The organism is Moraxella bovoculi 237 (genome assembly GCF_000696305.2).
Lineage (GTDB): Bacteria > Pseudomonadota > Gammaproteobacteria > Pseudomonadales > Moraxellaceae > Moraxella > Moraxella bovoculi.
On sequence record NZ_AOMT01000031.1, the window covers coordinates 38,582 to 60,413 of the forward strand.

Annotated in this window: 18 protein-coding genes, 3 tRNA genes and 1 other RNA gene; 13 read left to right on the forward strand and 9 right to left on the reverse strand. The window is 46.6% G+C overall.

Annotated features, from left to right (window positions below):
- Positions 1-287: 287 nt before the first annotated feature.
- Positions 288-1,784 carry a sodium/proline symporter PutP gene (putP, locus tag MBO_RS08330; RefSeq protein ID WP_036366653.1) on the forward strand — a complete coding sequence of 499 codons (1,497 nt, stop codon included), beginning with the start codon at positions 288-290 and terminating at the stop codon, positions 1,782-1,784.
- A gap of 114 nt (positions 1,785-1,898) precedes the next feature.
- Here putP and MBO_RS08335 read toward each other — a convergent pair whose 3' ends face one another.
- The 6 genes from MBO_RS08335 to MBO_RS08360 all read right to left on the reverse strand — a co-directional run bounded on the left by MBO_RS08335 (position 1,899) and on the right by MBO_RS08360 (position 6,729).
- Positions 1,899-2,852: a ribose-phosphate pyrophosphokinase gene (locus tag MBO_RS08335; protein ID WP_036366655.1), complete on the reverse strand. Its 954-nt coding sequence runs from the start codon at positions 2,850-2,852 to the stop codon at positions 1,899-1,901.
- Between the two features lie 184 nt (positions 2,853-3,036).
- Positions 3,037-3,112: transfer RNA gene (locus MBO_RS08340), tRNA-Gln, on the reverse strand.
- Between the two features lie 27 nt (positions 3,113-3,139).
- A tRNA-Gln gene (locus tag MBO_RS08345) sits at positions 3,140-3,215 on the reverse strand.
- 94 nt (positions 3,216-3,309) lie between these two features.
- Positions 3,310-4,179: a 4-(cytidine 5'-diphospho)-2-C-methyl-D-erythritol kinase gene (gene ispE, locus MBO_RS08350; protein WP_036366656.1), complete on the reverse strand. Its 870-nt coding sequence runs from the start codon at positions 4,177-4,179 to the stop codon at positions 3,310-3,312.
- Positions 4,176-4,739: an outer membrane lipoprotein LolB gene (locus MBO_RS08355; protein ID WP_036366658.1), complete on the reverse strand. Its 564-nt coding sequence runs from the start codon at positions 4,737-4,739 to the stop codon at positions 4,176-4,178. The genes ispE and MBO_RS08355 overlap by 4 nt, the downstream gene beginning before the upstream one ends.
- A gap of 16 nt (positions 4,740-4,755) precedes the next feature.
- Positions 4,756-6,729, reverse strand: a complete 1,974-nt coding sequence (locus tag MBO_RS08360) for a tetratricopeptide repeat protein (protein WP_080702244.1) — start codon at positions 6,727-6,729, stop codon at positions 4,756-4,758.
- A gap of 240 nt (positions 6,730-6,969) precedes the next feature.
- Between MBO_RS08360 and hemA the strand changes: the two genes are divergently transcribed.
- The 11 genes from hemA to MBO_RS08410 all read left to right on the forward strand — a co-directional run bounded on the left by hemA (position 6,970) and on the right by MBO_RS08410 (position 17,342).
- Positions 6,970-8,286, forward strand: coding sequence for a glutamyl-tRNA reductase (gene hemA, locus MBO_RS08365; RefSeq protein WP_036366660.1), 1,317 nt, complete (start codon positions 6,970-6,972; stop codon positions 8,284-8,286).
- Positions 8,287-8,415: 129 nt separating this feature from the next.
- On the forward strand, positions 8,416-9,543 hold the full coding sequence (locus MBO_RS08370; RefSeq protein ID WP_036366693.1) for an aminotransferase class V-fold PLP-dependent enzyme: 1,128 nt from the start codon (positions 8,416-8,418) through the stop codon (positions 9,541-9,543).
- A gap of 245 nt (positions 9,544-9,788) precedes the next feature.
- Positions 9,789-12,539 carry a [protein-PII] uridylyltransferase gene (gene glnD, locus MBO_RS08375; protein ID WP_052585404.1) on the forward strand — a complete coding sequence of 917 codons (2,751 nt, stop codon included), beginning with the start codon at positions 9,789-9,791 and terminating at the stop codon, positions 12,537-12,539.
- A 39-nt stretch (positions 12,540-12,578) separates the two neighbouring features.
- Positions 12,579-13,352: a WG repeat-containing protein gene (locus MBO_RS08380; RefSeq protein ID WP_052585405.1), complete on the forward strand. Its 774-nt coding sequence runs from the start codon at positions 12,579-12,581 to the stop codon at positions 13,350-13,352.
- Between the two features lie 82 nt (positions 13,353-13,434).
- Positions 13,435-13,793: a transfer-messenger RNA gene (ssrA, locus tag MBO_RS08385) on the forward strand.
- A 68-nt stretch (positions 13,794-13,861) separates the two neighbouring features.
- Positions 13,862-14,482 carry a DedA family protein gene (locus MBO_RS08390; RefSeq protein ID WP_036366663.1) on the forward strand — a complete coding sequence of 207 codons (621 nt, stop codon included), beginning with the start codon at positions 13,862-13,864 and terminating at the stop codon, positions 14,480-14,482.
- Between the two features lie 53 nt (positions 14,483-14,535).
- Positions 14,536-14,626 (forward strand) — tRNA-Ser (locus MBO_RS08395).
- A 316-nt stretch (positions 14,627-14,942) separates the two neighbouring features.
- The gene (locus tag MBO_RS10105; RefSeq protein WP_227712711.1) at positions 14,943-15,089 is read left to right on the forward strand and encodes a hypothetical protein; all 147 of its coding nucleotides are present in this window, start codon (positions 14,943-14,945) and stop codon (positions 15,087-15,089) included.
- A gap of 30 nt (positions 15,090-15,119) precedes the next feature.
- Positions 15,120-15,539, forward strand: a complete 420-nt coding sequence (locus MBO_RS08400; protein ID WP_227712713.1) for a hypothetical protein — start codon at positions 15,120-15,122, stop codon at positions 15,537-15,539.
- Positions 15,540-15,669: 130 nt separating this feature from the next.
- Positions 15,670-16,743: an HNH endonuclease family protein gene (locus MBO_RS08405; RefSeq protein WP_036366665.1), complete on the forward strand. Its 1,074-nt coding sequence runs from the start codon at positions 15,670-15,672 to the stop codon at positions 16,741-16,743.
- Entirely contained in the window at positions 16,707-17,342 is a 636-nt protein-coding gene (locus MBO_RS08410; protein WP_080702245.1) for a class I SAM-dependent methyltransferase, read from the forward strand. Before MBO_RS08405 ends, MBO_RS08410 begins: the two co-directional genes overlap by 37 nt.
- Positions 17,343-17,397: 55 nt before the next feature.
- On the opposite strand, the gene map is transcribed toward MBO_RS08410, so the two are convergent.
- Together map and MBO_RS08420 are read right to left on the reverse strand one after the other, a co-directional pair.
- Complete coding sequence (map, locus tag MBO_RS08415) at positions 17,398-18,189, reverse strand: type I methionyl aminopeptidase (RefSeq protein ID WP_036366669.1); 792 nt, start codon at positions 18,187-18,189, stop codon at positions 17,398-17,400.
- Positions 18,190-18,276: 87 nt separating this feature from the next.
- Positions 18,277-18,627 carry a beta-lactamase hydrolase domain-containing protein gene (locus MBO_RS08420; RefSeq protein ID WP_036366671.1) on the reverse strand — a complete coding sequence of 117 codons (351 nt, stop codon included), beginning with the start codon at positions 18,625-18,627 and terminating at the stop codon, positions 18,277-18,279.
- Between the two features lie 200 nt (positions 18,628-18,827).
- Between MBO_RS08420 and MBO_RS08425 the strand changes: the two genes are divergently transcribed.
- Complete coding sequence (locus tag MBO_RS08425; protein ID WP_036366673.1) at positions 18,828-20,978, forward strand: FAD-dependent oxidoreductase; 2,151 nt, start codon at positions 18,828-18,830, stop codon at positions 20,976-20,978.
- Positions 20,979-21,047: 69 nt separating this feature from the next.
- Here the strand turns inward: MBO_RS08425 and MBO_RS08430 are convergent, their stop codons facing one another.
- Positions 21,048-21,578, reverse strand: coding sequence for a lipocalin family protein (locus MBO_RS08430; protein ID WP_036366675.1), 531 nt, complete (start codon positions 21,576-21,578; stop codon positions 21,048-21,050).
- Positions 21,579-21,832: the final 254 nt, after the last annotated feature.

Consider the following 21,832-nt stretch of genomic DNA (forward strand, 5'->3'; position numbering starts at 1 on the left):
ATTAGCGGATAATTATACTAAAAATTCACCAAAGTAGCAAAGGATTTTGGTGTGTTTAAGTCAATAGGTGCTTAAAAATTGTTCAAATACACAAAATTTTGCATATTTTAGGCTTATTTTTTTATTAATTGAGATGAGTTCTCAATTAATACTATAACTTTAGTAGCATTTTGTTATATAATAGACACGTTTGTTACAAAACGTTATGCCATCATTGGATTATTTAATAAATCATTGGAATGATTTAAGATGGCACTGATAATTTTTATTTTTTGAAGGAGAGTCCCATGAGTTCTGTGGCGACTGGTGTATGGATTTCTTTGGCGATTTATTTTATGTTGATGATTGCCATCGGGGTGTACGCCTATTTTAAACAACAAAACAACGTCGAGGGCTACATGCTTGGCGGTCGTCAATTAAGCCCTGCGGTAGCAGCATTGTCAGCAGGCGCATCTGACATGTCAGGTTGGCTGATCTTGGGTCTGCCTGGTTATATGTATGCTTCGGGCATTGTAAGTCTGTGGATCGCTGTCGGTCTGACACTGGGTGCGTTCGTGAACTATTTACTGGTGGCGCCGCGTCTGCGTGTATTTACTGAGATTGCAGATAATGCATTGACTCTGCCTGACTATTTCTCAAACCGCTTTAATGACACGTCTCATCTGCTGCGCATCATGTCAGCAGTGGTAATCATTGTGTTCTTTACCGTCTATACTGCAGCAAGTCTGGTCGGCGGTGGTAAGTTGTTTGAAAGCTCGCTGGGGGTGTCATACGATCTGGGCATCTGGCTAACAGCAGGTGTGGTTGTGGCTTATACGCTGTTCGGTGGCTTCTTGGCGGTGTCTTTGACCGACTTCGTGCAAGGTGTGATCATGCTGGTTGCGATGCTGCTTGTGCCGATCGTAGCATTTAGTGATATTGGCGGTCTGTCAGCAGGCATCGAAGTGGCACGCTCTGTGAATCCAGAGCTATTTAATATCATGAGTGGCGTGACTGTCATGGGTGCGATTTCGCTGGCGGCATGGGGTCTAGGTTACTTCGGTCAGCCGCACATCATCGTGCGCTTCATGGCAATCCGCTCGGTAAAAGACGTACCAACTGCTCGTAATATCGGCATGAGCTGGATGATAGTCAGCTTGATCGGCGCCTTGATGGTTGGTCTGTCTGGCGTTGCTTACATTCATAATCACAACATGGAGCTGGCTGATCCAGAGACGATTTTCTTGGTGTTCTCACAGCTACTATTCCATCCTTTGATCTCAGGTTTCTTGCTTGCGGCGATTTTGGCGGCGATCATGAGTACCATCTCAAGTCAGCTATTGGTAGCATCAAGTTCATTGACGCGTGACATCTATAAGCTGTTCTTGGATAAAGATGCATCAGAAGCTCGTCAAGTTCTGGTGGGTCGTATCTGTGTTGTGGCGGTTGCGCTACTTGCCATCTTCATCGCAGGCAACAAAGACAGCTCTGTACTAAAACTGGTCTCGCACGCGTGGGCAGGTTTCGGTGCTGCATTTGGTCCGTTGGTACTGCTTAGCCTAATGTGGAAGCGCATGAACCGTAACGGTGCTTTGGCGGGTATGATCGTTGGTGCGTTAACGGTCATCGTATGGGTATATGGTGGCTTTGAGATCAATGGTCAGCCTGCTAATGATGCGATCTACTCGATCATGCCGGGCTTCCTATTAAGTGCGATTACAACTGTCGTGGTGAGTCTGATGACCGCACCACCAAAAGGCTTTATTGTAGAGCGCTTTGAAAAGATGGAACAAGGTTTAAAATAAAACCTGCTACCGTCAAAAAACACCGTCAATAGGCGGTGTTTTTTTATTGCTGTGCATTAAGCGCACATAATAAAGCCCACCATAGGCGGGCTTTAATGGTCAAACGTTATCTAATCATACATCGTAGTCGAACAGGGCGCTGATAGATTCTTCGTTATTGATACGACGCAGACTTTCTGCCAGTAGCGAAGCAATGCTTACTTGGCGAATTTTTGGGCAAGTCTTGGCATTTTCTGACAATGGAATGGTGTCAGTCACCACGATCTCATCTAGGGCAGAATTGCTGATGTTGTCGATTGCCTTGCCTGATAGGACAGGGTGGGTGATGTAGCCCACCACGCGACGTGCGCCGTTGTCTTTTAGGGCTTGAGCGGCTTTGCACAGCGTGCCTGCAGTATCCACGATGTCATCAATGATGACACAATCACGACCATCGACATCGCCGATGATGTGCATCACTTGAGATTCGTTCGCACGAGCGCGACGCTTGTCGATGATGGCAAGGTCGGCATCGCCAAGTAGCTTTGCCATTGCGCGTGCACGCACCACGCCACCTACGTCAGGTGAGACGACCATTAGGTTGTCGTAGTTTTGTTGTTTTAGGTCGCTTAGTAGAACAGGGGTGCCGTATAGGTTATCGACAGGTACGTCGAAGAAGCCTTGGATTTGGTCGGCGTGCAGATCCACGACCATCACGCGGTCGATGCCTGAGATTGATAGCATGTCTGCCACGACTTTGGCAGAGATTGGCACACGAGCTGAACGTGGGCGACGGTCTTGGCGAGCATAGCCAAAATATGGAATCACTGCTGTGATACGACCTGCACTAGAGCGACGAAGCGCATCAGCAAGCAGTACCACTTCCATCAAGTTATCATTGGTCGGTACGCAAGTAGGCTGTAGGATGAATACGTCCTTGCCGCGCACATTTTCTTTGATTTCAATGGCGATTTCCCCATCAGAAAAGCGCGTGATGTCGGCTTTGCTTAGTGGGATATGTAGATGGTCGGCGACAGTCTGGGCAAGCTGTGGATTAGCACTACCTGAGAAGATGGCCATATATGACATATGTGGTTCCTATAAAATGGCTAAAAGAATAGAACGCGCATATTTTAGCATTTTTTGCGGAAATTTTGCAGGTTTTTGGCGATTTTTCTTGTAACTGCTTTGGAGGTTCGGACGGAATTATATAACAAAAAAGCCAATTCCGAAGAACTGGCTTGATTGCTCATGTTAGCAAGCTAACTGAATATGGCAGAGGTAGCTGGACTCGAACCAACGAATGTCAGGATCAAAACCTGATGCCTTACCAACTTGGCGATACCCCTAGAAAGTTTTTAAAAAACTTTAAAAAATGGCAGAGGCGGCTGGACTCGAACCAACGAATGTCAGGATCAAAACCTGATGCCTTACCAACTTGGCGACGCCCCTATATAGGCGGATAATTATACCGAATTTTTTGGAAGATGCAAGCGTTTTTTATAAAAAATTTAAAAATTTTCAATCTTTTAAAAAACACCCGCAGTCAGCCCTTTGTGCCATATAGACTATGGCAAATAATGGCACGACAAGGTGCGCCCTGTTGCCATCTGGTGGCGTGATCCAAATCTTCTGCGCTGAGTGGTAAAAAAACAGCACTGCCCGTGCCTGTCATGCGCGGCGTTGATTGGCTGGGTAGACTGTGTAGATAATCTAGCGCGTCTTTGACAGATGGGCTATCTTCGGCAGCGATGACTTCAAAGCAATTATGAAAAGGTGCGATTAATGATCTTTCAAAACTTGCTTGTTTGGACTCAAGCCCATCCATCAAGGGTGAGTCTTTGCTAAGCTTAGCATGCTTAAAAAAATGCGCGGTGGCAAGGTGCGCATCAGGCATGAGCAAAAGATAAGCCCGTGATGGCAGGGTGATGGACGATAATATCTCGCCAATGCCTGTGGCGATGGCATCCGAGCGATGTGCATGCGCAAAAATAAAAAATGGCACGTCTGCGCCTAGGCTGGCACCGACATCAATCAGTTCTTTGGTGGATAGGCCCAGCTGCCAAAGTTCATTTAAAGCGATGAGTGTGGCGGCGCAGTTCGATGAGCCACCGCCGAGCCCTGCGCCTGTGGGGATGTGTTTATCTAGGGTGATTGTTATGGGTGTTGTGCGCTCAGGATGTAGCTTGGCGAGGGCATGAGCTGCCTTAACGATGAGGTTGTCATCAAGACTTGAGGTTAGGTGATCAGCGCCTAAGAGCGTAACCAGCTGATCGCCATCTGTGGGTTTAATCTCAAGATAATCGCCAAAATCAAGCGCGCGAAACACACTTTGTAAGTCATGATAACCATCTGTGCGCACGCCTGTGATGTGCAAGAAAAGATTAATTTTAGCAGGTGAAAAAATGCGCATCATTGCATATGAGCCATCGCCATCACCACGCGATGACCATCGGTGTGAGTGATGCGTAGACGGTTTGGCGTGCTGCCTTTATATTCAAAATTCGCTGTCCAGTCGCCATTGGTCGCGCTAAGCAGACGTCCTGCACCATCGCGGCTGTGATCACTGTCGCTAGGAGCAGCGCGCCCAACGATCCAATAAGGCAGCTGACTGATCGGCGCTTGCCAACCTGTGGCGCGCAGCAGCAGCTCTTCTGGGGTTGATGCACTGATCTCGCCTGTGCGTTCACTGGTCAGCGTGGCAGTTCTGCCATCAAAACTGATCGATGTAGCACCAATACCAAGCGCGCCTGTCAGGTCAATGGCGAAACGTTCAGCATCCTGCGCCCAAGCATAAAATGCGGTACCGGATTGATTACCTTCAGTAGATACGCTAGTGATGCCAATCTTACCGCTAATGCTAAATTTAATCGGTGCACTGACGGTCTGAGTCGGTGTAGGTTGTGTCTTTGGCAGTGTTTGACAGCCGGCTAATGCAGCAACTGCAGCGGCGGCAAGAAGAATTTTGGTATTCATGGCAATCCTTGTGGGGTTAATAGCTTTGAGTGTCGGTACTGGTTGGCGCTTCACTGTCTTGATTCAAATCATACTTGTTCTGAAGCTCTGTGAGTAGTCGCTGTACTGTGTCATCATCACCTAAGCCTTGATAAGCGCGAAGCAGTAAGATGCCCGCATCTAAGTCAAGTGAGACTTCATAGGGTGCTTGTAGTAAGTTGATGATGGTTTTGTAATCCCCTTTGACAAGTGCGTTCTCGCTTAGTACGATCAACGCCTCTAGCTGTAGATCCTTGTCATACAGTGGGTCATCAGCGCGAATAGTACTGATGCTCTGCGCGGTGGCCAGCGCCTGCTCATCATTAGGGTTCTGTATGAGTGCTAACTTTGCTGAGGCGAGCTGATAATTTGGGTTATGCTCATCTAGGCTTAGCAGATGATTGATGATGAGGCGTTTCTCGGTATCATCCAGATCATTTTCTAACAACTGATAACTGGTAAACAGCAGCCTGTCATCGTCAGGGTATTGACGATTGGCGGTCATAAGTATGTCTCTGGCGGACTGAATATCGCCTTGGCGCAGGTGAATTTCGGCTTGCAGAATATAACTGTCGGCAGCATAGATTTCGTATTCGTCGCGCAGGCGCACCAAGGTGGACATCGCGGCTGAGACATTATTATCAAGCAGGTAGAATCCTACGACCTTGGTGCGTGCGTCCAGCACAAAGTCGTCATTTTTTACACGTTCATAATGGTATCTGGCGCGCGCCAAATCGCCCAATCTCTCATTAGCAATGCCTAGATAATAATGCGCCTGACTGGCAAAGTCAGTATTTTTGGTGAGCGGGGTTAATAATTCTACCGCCTTTTGATATTCGCCAATATCAATCCCAACCAAGCCCGACAATAGTATCACGTCGGGGTCTTGGGTGTTTTTGTGCGCAGTCAATAGAAGTTGCCATGCGTCTTTTAGGTTACCCATATTGATTAAATGGCGAATTTCATAGAGATATAAGGAAGTCTCTTTGGGTAGTAGGCGGCGCTTGGCGTGTAAGAATTTCCACAGCTCATCCATGCGATTCGCGGCGCTTAGAATGTCTAGCTTTAGGTTGATGAATGCAAGATTCTTGGGTTCGGCTTTTAGCGCATCGTTGATGTACAGTAGTGATGCATCATATTCATCTAAGCGCATGAGCAGACCTGCGCGCAGTACCGCAACCGATGCATTGATGCTGTCGATGTTCTGTAGTGCGTAGAATAATTCGCGCTGATCGGCAGGATTGTTCGGGAAAATACTGCCAAAAATCAGTGACAGATCGGCCTTGGAATCATATTCCAATATCATCGCGAGCATCTGCACCGCTTGATTGTAGTCGCGCGCTTTTAATGCCAGATGTGTGACGTAGAACCATGCAGGGGTGTGATCTGGGTTTTTGGCTTGCCATGCGGTAGCAAAAGCAAGTGACTCAGCAGGCGTGTCGTATTCGATAGATAGGCTAAGCGCACGTTCAAAGACAGCCGTCGCATTCTCCTTAAAAGATTCTGCCTTATAGATGGCAAGTGCCGTCTCGACATCACCACGATCAGCTGAGAATTCAGCGGATAACAGCGCATATAAATCAGGCGCACCAAGCATCGGCTCGCTGTCGTCAGCCAGTAGTGTGTCATCAAATAGAACGCTGGGCAGATCGGCAGCATTTGGCTCGTAATACTCATCATTGCCATCGTCAGCAAGCTGTACTGGCTCGTCATCTTCGGCGATATCAGAGTGAGTGTCTTGGGTGGTTGAGTGTTTATTGTTTTCTTCGCTTTTATAGAAAGGGAGTATTATCTTTAATAATGGGTCAAATACGCCTGCCTGCGCAGAATGCATGTGCGACATCAATAGGGTAAAGCATAGAAATAACGCCAGTCGTTTTTTGTTGGTTTTTTTGGCGTGCATGACACCTAAAGAGGACGCAGGGCGACTCTTTTTGGTGGGGTGTTTGCAAGTCCAAAATAAAAGGTTCATAAACAGCGTTTTTCACCCCGATGGGCAACAAAAATAATGAATAACTGACTTATTATAAAAGGATTTTTAATAAGTTCAAGCCCTTAGGTGTTATTGCGTTGTTTTTTCGCTAAGTGGATGCTTTTGTTGGTAATCTTGTCACAAATTATCCAAAAGCTGTTATAATAGACAATTTATGATTAATTTTTGATAATTTAAATCAATAACATTCATCAAAAATCCAGCTTTTTTAGAGTTGTAATGAAATTAGCCGTCGTCGGAGTCAATCACAAAACCGCGCCCGTCGAGCTTCGTGAGAAGTTATCGTTCGGGCAGGATTTGTCGTGCGCCATTGATGAGTTAAAGGCGATTACGGACGGCTCTGTCATCGTCTCAACCTGTAACCGCAGTGAGATATACGTCAAGCTGCCAGATGATGCCGTGTATGATGACGAGCTTGAGATTAGTGATGCAGCCCAGAGAGTTCGAGCTTGGCTTGCACAGTTTAAGGGTCTGAATCTTGACGACATTGCGCCATTTCTATACATCTATGAAGACAATCGTGCGCTGAATCACTGGTTACGTGTCGCGGCTGGGCTAGATTCGATGATTCTGGGCGAACCACAGATTCTAGGGCAGATTCGCCAAGCGGTCGCTCAGTCGCGAGAATCTGGCGGCATGGGGCGCGGGTTTGATTGGCTGACTCAGCAGGTATTTGCTGCAGCGCGTGCGGTGCGCCGAGATACCAAAGTGGGTGCGCAGGCGGTGACGCTTGGCTTTGCCACTGCCAAGCTGGTTACGCAGATTTTTGATGAGCCAAGCCGCTTAACCTTCATATTGGTGGCGGCAGGCGAGATGAATCGATTAGTTGCGCATAATGTCGCTGCGCTTGGCATGGGGCGCATCATCATCGCCAACCGCAGTAAAGAGCGTGCTGAGAACTTAGCAGCAGAGCTGCATGAGATGGCAAAAGCGGCCAATCGCAGTGTGCAGATTGACCTTGTGCCACTGACTGAATTGGGTGTGCACATCGCTGATGCAGACGTGATCAGTAGCTGTAGCGGTAGCATGGATGCGCTCATCACACATGGCATGGTAAAGGCGGCGCTAAAAGCCCGCCGACATCGTCCCATGCTAATGGTTGATTTGGCGGTGCCAAGAGACATTGAGCCGAGTGTAGGCTTGTTTGATGATGTTTATCTATATTCGGTGGACGACCTGCAACACGTCATCGCAGGCAATCTAGAAGAACGAAAACAAGCCGCCATCGAGGCTGAACTGATGGTCAGTCAGCTGGTGCTAGATATTGAGCATCAGATGCAGGTGCAGACCGCTCACACTCAGATTACCGCCTATCGACAAACCGCCGAAAACCATAAAGAGCGCTTACTAAATACCGCCTTAGCTCGCCTATCTGATGGCGATGATGCTGCCGAGGTCGTCAAAGAGCTTGCTCGCACGCTGACGCAGACACTGACCCACGCACCCTCTAAGCTAATCCGCCACACTGCCCAAAACAGCGAAGCTGATGTGCTTGAGATGGTGACGCACGCCCTAAATCACGCTTATCGCGACTAGCATCCTTTACTTTCTCCTCGATTCTGCCAATTATCACGAAGCTCAAGCATTTAGTGTGCTTGGCAGTTGATTTTTGCGCCTAAGATTGGTACATTGATGCAAAAGTTTGGTGAAACCAAGGAGAAAATGATGCCTGCTTTGAGAGATGATATCGATCCTAATGGACTTTTGGAATATTCAGTGGTCTATACCGACCGCGCACTGAATCACATGTCAAAGGTATTCCAAGAAGTCATGCGTGACTTATCCGTAGAATTAAAATCACTATATAATGCCGATGCAGTCGCCATCGTTCCTGGATCTGGAACGTCTGGCATGGAGTCTGTGGCGCGTGCTTTGGCTAAGGATAAGGACTGCCTGATCATCCGAAATGGTTGGTTTAGCTACCGCTGGACGCAGATTTTGGATGCAACAGGCGTGGCTAAGTCAAGCGAAGTATTCTGTGCAAGCCACACCAATGACGAAAAAGCCGTATTTGCCCCTGCTGATATCGAGGCGGTGACAACAGCGATCCGCAACCAAAAACCTGCCGTGGTGTTTGCTCCGCACGTCGAGACAGCCTCTGGCATGATGCTAAGTGATGAGTATATCCGCGCACTAGGTGAGGCGGTGCACGAGGTGGGCGGACTTTTGGTGATTGACTGCATCGCCTCAGGCTGCATCTGGCTTGACATGAAGGCGGTGGGCATCGATGTGCTGATCAGCGCACCACAAAAGGGTCTATCTAGTACCCCGTGCGCTGGTCTTGTGATGATGTCTGAAGATGCTCGTGAAGCGGTACTAACCAGCACGCCAAGCAGTTTTGCGCTGGATCTAAAAGCATGGCTAAACATCATGACAGCGTACGAAAATGGCGGACATGCCTATTATGCCACCATGCCAACCGATGGACTTAAGCAGCTTAGAGATGCACTGCTTGAGGCGAAAGCTGTTGGCTATGATAAGCTAAAATCTGCACAAGTTGAACTTGGTAAAGGCATCTTGGCGGTTCTAAATGGTAAAGGCATCCAAAGCGTCGCCCATCCTGGCTACCAAGCACGCGGTGTTGTGGTGTGTCATGCGCCAAACGAGGCGATCCATAAAGGCACAGCATTTGCAGAGCAAGGGCTGCAAATCGCTGCTGGTACGCCGCTACAAGTTGGCGAACCTGAGGGTTATCAGAGCTTTAGAATCGGGCTGTTTGGGCTAGATAAGCTAACCGATGTTGATGGTGCGATTACACGATTTAAGGCAGCTGCTGATAAAGTATTTGGCTAATAAAATAACCCCTTGATGATTCAAGGGGTTATTGATTTGGCGGGAGTTTTTTTGCAGGAAAATTGAGTGAGCTGACCTTGAATATATAGCAACTTTTTATTCTTGGGTTTTGGAAATTTGACTACCTTTAAAACAGCCGCTCTTTTGATGTTAGGTGAAACCATAAAAATTATGCTATCATTTAAAACATACCAATCTGAAGATTGTAACCCTTCACATCAATCACCAAGCTTGTGCCAAATACTATGATAAATCTACCTCCCTTGCCATCTTTTGACCCCATCTCCTATAAAGGCTATCTGACTGAATTGAATGCTCAGATTGATCGTCGTATCACAGATTTGGGATTAGGCGCGCTTGATGTGATTGAGGATTATGTTGCACTAAGAACGCAGGCGATGGATCGGGTGCTTGCTCGTATTTTTGATGAGATGTTGTCTGATGAGCTTGGGCTATTTGCCATCGGTGGCTATGGTCGTGGTGAGCTTTTCCTATGCTCTGATGTTGATATTCTGATTCTTGCTGATGACCTTAATTCACACATCAAAGGGATTGAGCAATTCGTGGCAACTCTATGGGACATTGGCATCACCCCCGCCATCAGCGTGCGCGATGTAGCAGATACGGCGATTGCTGTGACCGATCATACGGTTGCGACTGCGCTTTTGGAGGCGCGCCTGATCGCAGGCAACGACGCACTTCGCCATATTCCAACCGAATCGGTAAAAAACGCATGGAGTGCTAAGGCGTTTTTTATCGCCAAAACTGGAGAATCCAAGGCGCGCTACCTTAATCATAACGCCACCGAATACAACTTAGAGCCAAACATCAAATCCGCCCCAGGAACATTAAGAGACTTGCACATTTTGGTGTGGTTGGCGAAGTTTTATTTTGATGATGTCAAAGAGTTAGGCGATTTATCAGGTGTGGGATTTTTGAGTCAAGACGAGCTTAACGCCCTACAAAGCGCCAAAAAATTCCTATGGTGTATTCGCCATCATCTGCACGCTCTGACAGGCCGCTGCGAGGATAGGCTACTGTTCGACCATCAAAAAAACATCGCCAAACGGCTACACCTAATACAAGATGATGCTGATGCAGGCACGCTCACCGCCGCACTTGAGGCGATGATGCGTACCTATTATCGTCACGCGATACAGGTTGCGGCGTTGTCTGAGATGCTGTGCGCCTACTATAACGAAAGTTATCTTGAGCCTGAATATGAAGCGGTCGAGATCGACGAGGATTTTCTCCAAATCACCCAAAACGAAACCCCCATCGATTCTAGCCTACATGTGGACGGCGTGGCAGAAGAGATTCAGATTCGAGATGGTAAAATCACTCGCCAAGATGCTCAGATCTTCGCCAAAGACGACGATATTTTTATCAAAAAACCTGAAAACTTATTACGCATTTTCTTGATTATGGGTCAGCACGGCATCAAAAAAATTGCCGCCAGCACTCTACGCACATTATATCTGTCAAGTCATTTGATTGATGATGCTTATCGCGCTAACCCTAAGCATCGCGCGCTATTTTTGGCAAATTTACAAGAAAATAACTACCTATATCAGCGCTTACGCATCATGAAGAGATATGGCGTATTGGGAGATTATCTACCTGCCTTTGGGCAGATCATGGGGCTAATGCAGTACGATTTATTTCATCGTTATACGGTGGATGCGCATACGCTGCTGCTGATCCGAATTTTGCACCGATTTGGCGATACGACGAATGCAGAATACAGTCAAAAATTCGACTTGGTCAGCGAAGTCTATCAAAAAATCAACCGCAAAGATTTGCTGGTCATCGCGGCATTATTCCATGACATCGCCAAAGGGCGAGGTGGAGACCATAGCCAGCTTGGTGCGCAAGATGTGTATGAATTTGGGCGTTCGCATGGGTTGGGCGATGAAGATATCGAGTTCGTGGCGTGGCTTGTGCGTGAACATCTCACCATGTCGCTAACCGCCCAAAAACAAGATATTTATGACCCTGAAGTCATCGCAAGCTTTGCTGAATTTACAGGCACCATCGCACATCTAAACCATCTGTATGTGCTTACTGTCGCTGACATGAACGCCACGAACAGCCAGCTGTGGAATACGTGGCGCGCCAGCCTTTTAAAGCAGCTGTACATCAGCACGCACCGAGTTCTTAGTCTGGGTGCATCTGCTGCCGAAATGAATGCGGTCATCGCCAATCGCAAGGACAAAGCCAAGCAATTACTCACGGCTATCTCTACTACTGATATCGATGCGTTATGGCAAGATTTTGGTGATGATTTCTTCTTAAAGCAAAAACACCATGACATCGCATGGCAGACCTCTGAGATACTCGCCAATAAGTCCACATTGGCTGATAACAAGCCCGTCATCGCTCTGCGCGCGCATTCCGACCTTGCGCTGAACGCTGTACAATTATTCATCTGTACCTACGATCAAGACGATTTGTTCGCCGCGACTGTGGGCGTGCTTGATCACATGGGGCTGTCCGTATTGGATGCGACCATCTTGACCGCTGACATCGATGGCAAGCCTGCGGCGCTAGACTCGTATGTCGTCATCGATCGCTACGCCATCCAAGGTGCTGAACGTGATGACATCTTGACCAATGACATCAGGCGGCAGACACTCACTGCCAGGCTAATGCACGCCTTAAAGAGCGGTGAGAGCCAAATCTCTGCACGCAATTTCACCCTAGATGGCCAGCTTAAGCACTTCACTGTGCCCACGCAGGTGCAGTTTAGCGAGGCGACTTCGGTGGCGCGCACAGGTCATCACATGATGTCCTTGATCACCAAGGATAGACCGGCGTTATTGGCGCGCCTTGGGCTGATATTTAGCCGTCTGGGCATCGAGGTGCATGGCGCGCGCATCACCACCTTAGGAGAGCGTGCCGAAGACGTGTTTTATTTAAGTGATAAAGACGGTCAAACGCTAAGCGCTGACAAATTAAATACATTAAAAATTGCTGTGATCGAAGCTTTGGCATGATACAATAGTTAGATTTTTGGTTATTTTGTTCAATTTATCATGAAGTTAGCATACATTCCTTGTCTCATCGCGCTGTGCTGCACAGCTGCGATCGCCCAAGACGCGAAAACCTTCGACCTAACAGAAGAGTTTGTTTCTTGTGAAAGCAGAATCAGCTTGCCAGAAGGTTATCATTTCGCCAAAGAGAGCGAAGACTGTCAATACAACGAAAACCTAACCGTCGTCACCAAAGATGGCAAATATGGCTATGCCAACACCCACGGCAAAATCATCATCGAGCCAACGTTCGATATGGCGGAGAATTTCGATGATGGCATGGCACTCATCAAGCAAGGCAAGCGATACGGCTACATCAATCCCAAGGGCAGAATCGTCATTAAGCCGCAGTTCACTGGCGCTTGGGGGTTTTGGGAAGGTCGAGCCAAGATTGAAAGCAATGGCAAATACGGATTCATCGACAAAAAAGGTAAAGTTGTCATCAAGCCCATCTATACCGATACAGGCGACTGGTTCGAGGGTGGTCTGGTGCGCATAAAAGTAGATGGCAAATGGGGCTTTATCGATAAGAATGGTCAGCAGGTCATCGGACCAACTTATGATGTCGCTGAAGACTTCTCTGAGGGGTTAGCATCCGTTGGCATCAAAGGCGACGACGGCTATAAATATGGTTACATCAACCCCAGAGGTGATCTGGTCATCCAAGCCATCTACGACACACCTGCCAACTTTATCGAGGGAATCGCCTACGTCATCCATGATGACCACGCGCATTACATCGACAAAAACGGCAAAGAAGTCGCCTTTCGCCACTGATGAACAAGCAAAACATGGATACAAAATATAACATTGCATGCATTGCGGTTGATGGTGTTATTTGTTACAATGTTGTCATCTAGGGGATGTTCTGGCTTCGACGCTGGTGATGAAACCTAATGATGCACGTCAAGAGCGTATGCCTCTTGTAAATCAACATACATTTAAAATAGTCGCAAACGACGAAACTTACGCACTAGCAGCCTAAGGGCTACTTGGGTCGGCACAGATTGCCTTTGGTCTGGTTGCTCACCCCGATGCGAACGCACAAAGGATAGCATCTGTTAGCGTTGCGATGACAGGTGCGAAACTCTTAGCAAATCGTCCAATCCACCCTGACTGTCGGGTCGGTGCGGATTAAAGCCAAAGACAGACTCTAAGCGTGTAGAGTCATGGGCGTAGTGCTGGCGGACGCGGGTTCAACTCCCGCCATCTCCACCAATTTTATTATAAAAATTTCAATAAAACCAATCACTTAGGTGATTGGTTTTTTACTTATCGGGTGTATTATGGACACGATCAGCCAGTGGGTGCTCGTCATGATGGACAAGCTGGGTCTGTTTGGTGTGACGTTAATGATGTTCTTGGAGAATGTATTTCCACCCATTCCTAGCGAGCTTGTCATGCCTGCTGCCGGCTTTGCTGCTGCCATGGAACAAATGCATCTCATCGCTGCCATCATCGCAGGCACGTTGGGGTCGGTGCTGGGTGCGCTGCCTTTGTATTATCTGGGCACGATCTTGGATGAGAGACGTCTATATCACTTTGCTGAGAAATACGGCAAATATTTTTTGATAAAGCCCAAAGACGTTACCAGTGCACAGCGATGGTTTGATGAATATGGCAAATCTGTGATTTTCTTTGGACGTATGATCCCCGGCATTCGCTCACTCATCTCCATCCCTGCTGGCATGGCACGCATGCCAATATTGCCATTTTTGACGCTTACTGCTTTAGGTTCTGCAATCTGGACGACGCTACTTGCGTATGCTGGCTATGTGCTGGGCGCCAATTATGAAGCAGTGGCTACATTCATCGAACCCATCAGTAAAATTGTGGTCATCGTTGTGCTAGTGATCGCGGTAATCGTGATAGTCATGCGCGTCAAAAAGGTATTTTTTGCGAAATAATTTTGAATAAAATTTAGGACAAAATCCGAAAGTTTTGTTATAATAGAAAAATTGGAGACGTGGCTGAGTGGTCGAAAGCGCACGCCTGGAAAGTGTGTATACGTTAATAGCGTATCGAGGGTTCGAATCCCTCCGTCTCCGCCAGATTAATAACCCCTTGAATCATCAAGGGGTTATTTTATTGGCCAAATATTTATTAAGAGTGACCGATATTTTTAATAAGAAATTATTAAAACCCCTCCAAATCTCATAATTTCGTGGCTCTTGATTTCCGTCAAATCCGACAATCACGCGTGATTTTGCCATAAATACGCTCGTAATGTGGTGATCCCCACCTGTATCTAATAACTTGCTTGCTGTTCATGGTATTTTGGCTATATATTAATAGGTTGTACTGTTATATCGCTTGATTTGCTGTTTATGGCAATCTATCGCCAAATAGACAGAGGTGGAATTATCCATGATAAAAGATCTACAACACCAATTTGCTCACAACAAATCTACATATCCTGATCAGCTTAATTTGCGCTTACATCGCGCACTAAGTTGGCTGCAAAAATCACAAGAGACCCAAGATGACTTAGACATGCAATTCATCAGCCTGTAGATTAGCTTTAATGCCATCTATGCTAAGAAGATGAGTGAGCGTAGCCCTGATAGAGCAAATTTCTTGGAATTTTTAAACCTTATTTGTAGATTGGATTTAAAGGATAGCATCTACCATATCATCTGGCAAAAATTCCCTCAAAGTATTCGTGTTATGCTAGACAACCGTTACGTCTTTCAGCCTTTTTGGGATTATCATAATGGTAAGATTAGTGAGGTGGCATGGCTTGAGGATTTTGATAAATCAAACAAAAAAGCCTACCAAGCCTTAGCGGACAACGATACTCACGCGATACTTATTGTTGTCTTTGATAGGCTTTATACGCTGAGAAATCAAATCGTGCACGGAGGCGCAACGTACAACAGCAGGGTTAACCGTAAGCAACTACAAGATGGCTGTCAGATACTACTGGCCATCATTCCAGCCGATTATCTAAATTATTTTGGATAATCCTAACCATAGTTTAGGAAAGCCATTCTACCCTGTGATGGAGTAAATCCGACCGATTTATTTGCGCAAGCATGCAATAAATTATAAGGCGATAAGTTAAGATCTAAAATTATGCAAAAGGCTATGAATTATGAGCTTTGTTGAAGTTGAGCCAACCTTGGAAAATTATTGGCGTGCGATTATTTTATTTGGTAAGAATACGGCATCTTATAAATTTGCACTTGCCAAAAGCTTGATTGATGTTAGCTTAGAGCGCCAATCAGATTTGATAACTCTTGAGGATTTGGCGTTACCTTATGCCATGCATTTGTGCGAACATTTAAAACACAGTCCAAAACAATCCACTGCCAAGAGTGGTAAATTCATTAACGCCTGCTTGGAGTTCAATAACGGTAGTATCAGCGAAGATCGACTTATCGATATCACAGCAAAGGAGGGCTTTAAATATGTACTTGATGCCTTTCATGTTGTTAATACCAAAGCTGTTAATGAGCGGTTTTTTGATGTTATCAATGAAGAGTTTTTTATTGATGAAAGAAGATTTAATAAAGGTATTCGTTTAACGGATAATTTATTTGACTTGTTTTATGCTGAGGGTGATTTATCAAAAAACTTAACTCAAGAAACGGAATCGCGCTGGAATCTTGTTGAGAAAGCATGGGAATTAAATATTAGTAGAAATCTGATCGGGGTTGAATTTGATCAAGATACTAAGCGGCTATTCACTCTTGATGATAAACATCGCAGAATTGGCATTACCAGTTCTCGAGGTGCATTGAACGGCTATCAAAAAAGCCGTTGCTTCTATTGTTTTAAAGAAATTAGCATAACATCGTTTGATGATATGTTGGCAGATGTTGATCACTTTTTTCCTCATGTCTTAAAGCCTCAAGTGACTGAAGCTGGTTGCTGCCGTTCAGTAAACGTAGATGGTATTTGGAATTTGGTATTATCGTGCGCGCAGTGCAATCGCGGCGAGCAAGGTAAATTTGAGAAAGTACCTAGCTTAGATTTGTTGGAGCGTTTGCATATACGTAATGAATATTTGATTAGCAGCCATCATCCTCTGCGTGAGACGCTGATTATGCAGACAGGCAAAAACGAGCAAGATCGTAAATATTTTTTAAGCAAGTCTTATCGATTTTCTAAAGAGCGCCTAATTCATACATGGAAGCCTATACAGCAAGGATTGAGTGCTTTTTGATGGATACATTGGATTTTTATCAAACAAATGCCGTGGATTTTTTCAGCCAAACGATTGATGTTGATATGCAGAATCTTTATCAATGTTTTTTTGAGCATCTGCCCAAGAGAGAGCAAATAATACTAGATGTTGGTTGTGGCTCAGGGCGAGATAGTGCGTTTTTTGCGCGATTGGGGTTTGATGTAACTGCCATTGATGGCAGCCAAAAACTCATTGATTTAGCGCAGGGAGTGGATGCTGTGGTTGATTGGCGGGTGTTAAATTTTAAGGATATAAAAAATCAACCATGGCAAAATAAATTTACAGGCATTTGGGCATGTGCTTCTTTGCTTCATGTGCCATTCCGTGATTTGCCGAAATTATTAAACGAGCTAATAGAATGCTTGCAGTTGGGCGGGGTTTTATATGTATCTTTTAAATATGGAGGCAGTGAGCGCATCAAAGAAGGAAGGTTTTTTTGCGACTTGAATGAAGAGCGTTGGAAAATTATTGAAAATCAGCTAGATAATTTTGATATGCTTAGGCTTTGGCAGACAAAAGATAATCGGGTGGATAGGCAGGAGATTTGGCTGAATGTTATTTTATGCAGAACCATTTAAAAACAATAATTTAATAAAAAAGGACAGTCATTATCTGTCCTTTTGTGTATCGTGGTTAGCTGTTTAAAAAACTTAAATCTTCACCTTTTCGCTGAGTGGTGACGATGCAGCCATCATCAGTAACGATGAGCGTGTGTTCCCATTGGGCGGAGAGCTTACGATCCTTGGTGATAGCAGTCCAGCCGTCTTTCATGATTTTGGTTTGCCAGACGCCTTGATTGATCATGGGTTCGATGGTGATTGCCATGCCTGTTTTTAGTTGAACGCCGGTGCCTTTTTTGCCGTAGTGTAGTACCTGTGGTTCGCAGTGGAATTCTTTGCCCAGTCCGTGCCCACAGAATTCGCGCACGATACTAAAGCGCTCAGGCTCGACCACTTCTTGGATGGCGGCACCGATGTCACCAAGATAAGCACCGTCTTTGACGACTTTCATGCCAGCGTATAGGGCTTTTTGGGCGACGTCACAGATGCGATTTGCCATTACAGAACCTTCACCAACGACCCACATGCAAGAGGTGTCGCCATAATAGCCGTCTTTGATGACGGTTACGTCGATATTGATGATGTCTCCGTCTTTTAGTAGGCGTGCATGGTCAGGAATGCCGTGGCACACGACATGGTTGATCGAGGTGCAGATGGATTTTGGAAAGCCGTGATAGTTTAGGCTGGCGGGCGTGGCGTCTTGTACTTCGGTGATGTATTTATGCGCCAGATCGTTCAATTCGCCCGTGCTAACCCCAACCTTAACATGCTCATCGAGCATCTCTAGAACTTCAGCCGCCAGGCGACCTGCGATTTTCATTTTTTCGATGTCTTTAGCGTTTAGGATGGGAATATTCTTGCTCATGGTATGCCTTCATTGTGATTATGTAAAAAATAGGTGCTCAATCAATGGCACCTATTTTACTAAAAATCAATCAAATTCGCACGGTTTTTATTCTTCATCAAGCAGATCTTGTTCGCGTGCAGCTTGTAAAATCACGCTTGAGCGGTTGCCAGTGCGGCAAAAGATGTGCAATGGGCGCTCTGTTTGATTATAAAAATCAGCGAATTCTTGAACGTGATTCATGTCAAGCATGCCCGATGAGAAGGCAATTTGCTTATAGATGATGCCGTGTTCAGTGCAGGCAGCTTTGATCTCATCTGAGGTCGGCTGACCCGGCTCTTCGCCATCTGGGCGATTATTAACGATGGTTTTTACGCCTTGTTTGGCAAGCTCTGCCACATCAGCAGGGGTGATTTGACCTGATAATGTGATGCGAAATTCAGGAGCAACGTCGTGCATGGATAAATCCTTAAAATATTGAATAATGGTGTGACTAGCTTACTCGGTTTTTGTACTTTTGGCAAATTTAATTGGTCAAATATAAGGTTTTGGCGCATCAATGACCATGCAGTCAAGATGTCAAAAATGTTGAGCCCCATATCAAGGCTTATGATAAAATTTAAAAACAGCAAGCCATCGCAAGCTTATAAGGAATTAGGATGAAGACGTTTTTTAAAGAGCGCTTGACGAAGACCGTCAAAACCGTCAGTGATAAATTCAAAAAAACGCCGCAGACACCAGAGTATGACACGCCTTATCCGCATCTGTTTCAACCGCTGGATCTTGGGTTTACACGTCTAAAGAACCGCGTGGTCATGGGGTCGATGCATACCGGTCTTGAGGACAGATTTTATCATTATGGCAAATTGGCGGCGTACTTTGAGGCGCGCGCTCGAGGTGGTGTGGGGCTCATGGTCACAGGTGGCATCTCACCCAACCGCGAAGGCTGGCTGACACCTCTGGGCGGTACACTAAACCATAGCGCTGATATTGTCAATCATGCTCGGGTTACGCGCGCAGCACATAAGTATGGCGCGAAGATTCTGCTACAGATTCTGCATTCGGGGCGTTATGGTTATCATCCTTTTGTGGTGGCGCCCAGCGCGATCAAATCACCCATCTCGCCATTCAAGCCGCGCCAGATGAGCATTAAGAACATTCAGGCGACGATAGCGGATTTCGCTCATACGGCATTACTGGCAAAAAAAGCCGGCTACGATGGCGTAGAGGTGATGGGTTCAGAAGGGTATCTGATCAATCAATTCTTATCAAATCGAACGAACCACCGAACCGATGAATATGGCGGCAGCCTAGAGAATCGCGCAAGATTCGCCATTGATATCGTCAAGGCGATACGTCAGGCGGTGGGCGATGAATTCATCATCAGCTTTCGGCTGTCGATGGCAGAATTCGTCGAAGATGGCGCGGTGATGGATGAGGTGGTGACTGTCGCCAGATGGCTTGAGCAGGCAGGTGTGACCTTGATTAATACAGGCATCGGCTGGCATGAGGCGCGCGTGCCGACCATCGTCACCTCTGTGCCACGCGCAAGCTTTGTCAGATTCACCAAGATGATTAAGGATGCGGTGAATATCCCTGTCATCGCTGCCAACCGAATTAACATGCCCGATACCGCCGAAGAGATTTTGGCGACTGGACAAGCGGACATGGTGCAGATGGCGCGACCATTCTTGGCGGACAGTGATTGGGTGGAGAAAGCTAAGCAGGGCAAAGCACATCTGATTAATACCTGCATCGGCTGCAATCAAGCCTGTCTTGATCACACCTTTGAGAATAAGCGAGCAAGCTGCCTGGTGAATCCTTTGGCGTGTCATGAGACCGAGTACGACATCAAACCCGCCAAAAAACCCAAGCGTGTCGCGGTCATCGGTGGCGGGGTGGCAGGCATGACCGCAGCGCTTACGGCAGCACGTCGTGGGCATCATGTCGTGCTGTTCGAGGCAAAGGAAGTGCTGGGCGGTCAGTTTAATTATGCTAAGGTAATCCCGGGTAAAGAAGAGTTCTTTGAGACGATTCGTTATTTTCATGAGCAGCTGGCATTACATCGGGTGGACGTGCGCCTAAATACATCCGTAACGCGTCAGATGCTCGATGAGATAGCGTTCGATGACTTCATCGTGGCGACAGGCGTGGTGCCGCGAGCGCTGAACATTGATGGGGTGACACTGCCGCAAGTCATCAGCTATGGCGAGCTGTTATCAGGGGTCAAGCAGGCAGGCGAGCGCGTGGCGGTGCTGGGTGCAGGCGGTATTGGCTTTGATGTGGCGGAATTCTTGGTGCATGGCTCTGATGTATCGAGCGAGGTCAATTTGCGGGATTATCGTCCTGATGCGCAGTCGCCTGATGCGTTCTTTCGGCAGTGGGGCGTGGATGGTGATCCCAATTACACCACTAAGGGCGCACTGGTTACGCCAATCCACGCTAGACCGCATCGTCAATTATATCTGTTGCAGCGCAGCGAAGGCAAACTTGGCAATAGCCTGAATAAGACAACAGGCTGGGTGCATAAGGCTGCCATCAGACAGGCTGGCGTGAAGCAGATTAGCGGCGCATCTTATGAGAGTATTAGCGATGAAGGGCTATGGATCACGGTGGGTGGTCAGTCGCAGCTGCTGCGTGTGGATACGATCGTGGTCTGCATCGGACAAGAATCCGTCAATGAGCTCATGCCGAACGTTGGCGAAGCGCCACGCGCCCAGTATCACGTCATTGGCGGTGCCAAAAAATCTGAACGCCTAGATGCTAAGCGCGCCATCAAAGAAGGTTTTGAGATTGGACTTTTGGTGTGATGGATGTATTGATACGATAACCACAAAATAAGCCCGATAATGGGCTTATTTTTATGAGTGAATGGACCGTTATTGTGCGGTTTTGGTGAAATTGGTTAGGTCGTAGCCGTTTTGTTTGGCGATACCAAGATAGCGATCATAGGTAGTGGAATCTAAGGTCTTGTCTCGTGATAGGATCCATAGATATTTATTATTTGGTGTGCCGACGAGTGCTGATTGGTATTTGCCATTTTGCTTTTCGCCCAATGCCAGCACCCAGTAGTCAGCCTGTCCAAAGGGGAGCTTTTTTAGGATAGATGGCAGAAATGATACCTTTAATTTGCTGTTGGTCTGATCGATGGCGTAAGCCTCGCCGGTTGCGCCTGTCATTTTGCCTGACTGAGTTTTGCATTCGTTTTTGATGGTGATTTTACCATTCGATTTTAGGGTATAGGTGGCTTTGACGTCGGAGGCGCATTTGTTTTGAAATGACATCGGTAGTCGTCCAATCTCGTACCATGTGCCAAGATAGCTGTTCAAATCTACCTGCGGCACGGTGGTGGGTGCAGCGTGAACGATACTGCCGAATGCTAGGGTGGTGACGAGAAGATATTTTTTCATAGTATGTCCTTGTGTGGTGTTGGGTGGAATGATTGGCAATGAAGCTTGTTTATTTTATTTAAAATCTACATCTGAGCCATTCATCAAAGATCGCTCATTTCTAATGTATCGCATCACCACCCAAAAAGATGTACAGATTTTGTATCTGAATGTGCCTAATCTTTCGGATTGTTAGTTTGACCCAATAAAAAAAGACACACACACGTACGTCGTCGTTTACGTTTTGTTTAGTTTAGTTAGTTAGTTAGTTAGTT

Coding starts and splice junctions, on each gene's coding strand:
- MBO_RS08405 (WP_036366665.1), top strand. CDS start 15,670: ATGAGCTTTGTTGAAGTTGAGCCAACCTTGGAAAATTATTGGCGTGCG.
- MBO_RS08425 (WP_036366673.1), top strand. CDS start 18,828: ATGAAGACGTTTTTTAAAGAGCGCTTGACGAAGACCGTCAAAACCGTC.
- MBO_RS08430 (WP_036366675.1), bottom strand. CDS start 21,578: ATGAAAAAATATCTTCTCGTCACCACCCTAGCATTCGGCAGTATCGTT.
- MBO_RS08380 (WP_052585405.1), top strand. CDS start 12,579: ATGAAGTTAGCATACATTCCTTGTCTCATCGCGCTGTGCTGCACAGCT.
- MBO_RS08360 (WP_080702244.1), bottom strand. CDS start 6,729: ATGAACCTTTTATTTTGGACTTGCAAACACCCCACCAAAAAGAGTCGC.
- MBO_RS08355 (WP_036366658.1), bottom strand. CDS start 4,739: ATGAATACCAAAATTCTTCTTGCCGCCGCTGCAGTTGCTGCATTAGCC.
- glnD (WP_052585404.1), top strand. CDS start 9,789: ATGATAAATCTACCTCCCTTGCCATCTTTTGACCCCATCTCCTATAAA.
- hemA (WP_036366660.1), top strand. CDS start 6,970: ATGAAATTAGCCGTCGTCGGAGTCAATCACAAAACCGCGCCCGTCGAG.
- MBO_RS08420 (WP_036366671.1), bottom strand. CDS start 18,627: ATGCACGACGTTGCTCCTGAATTTCGCATCACATTATCAGGTCAAATC.
- putP (WP_036366653.1), top strand. CDS start 288: ATGAGTTCTGTGGCGACTGGTGTATGGATTTCTTTGGCGATTTATTTT.
- ispE (WP_036366656.1), bottom strand. CDS start 4,179: ATGATGCGCATTTTTTCACCTGCTAAAATTAATCTTTTCTTGCACATC.
- map (WP_036366669.1), bottom strand. CDS start 18,189: ATGAGCAAGAATATTCCCATCCTAAACGCTAAAGACATCGAAAAAATG.
- MBO_RS08390 (WP_036366663.1), top strand. CDS start 13,862: ATGGACACGATCAGCCAGTGGGTGCTCGTCATGATGGACAAGCTGGGT.
- MBO_RS10105 (WP_227712711.1), top strand. CDS start 14,943: ATGATAAAAGATCTACAACACCAATTTGCTCACAACAAATCTACATAT.
- MBO_RS08335 (WP_036366655.1), bottom strand. CDS start 2,852: ATGTCATATATGGCCATCTTCTCAGGTAGTGCTAATCCACAGCTTGCC.
- MBO_RS08410 (WP_080702245.1), top strand. CDS start 16,707: ATGGAAGCCTATACAGCAAGGATTGAGTGCTTTTTGATGGATACATTG.
- MBO_RS08400 (WP_227712713.1), top strand. CDS start 15,120: ATGAGTGAGCGTAGCCCTGATAGAGCAAATTTCTTGGAATTTTTAAAC.
- MBO_RS08370 (WP_036366693.1), top strand. CDS start 8,416: ATGCCTGCTTTGAGAGATGATATCGATCCTAATGGACTTTTGGAATAT.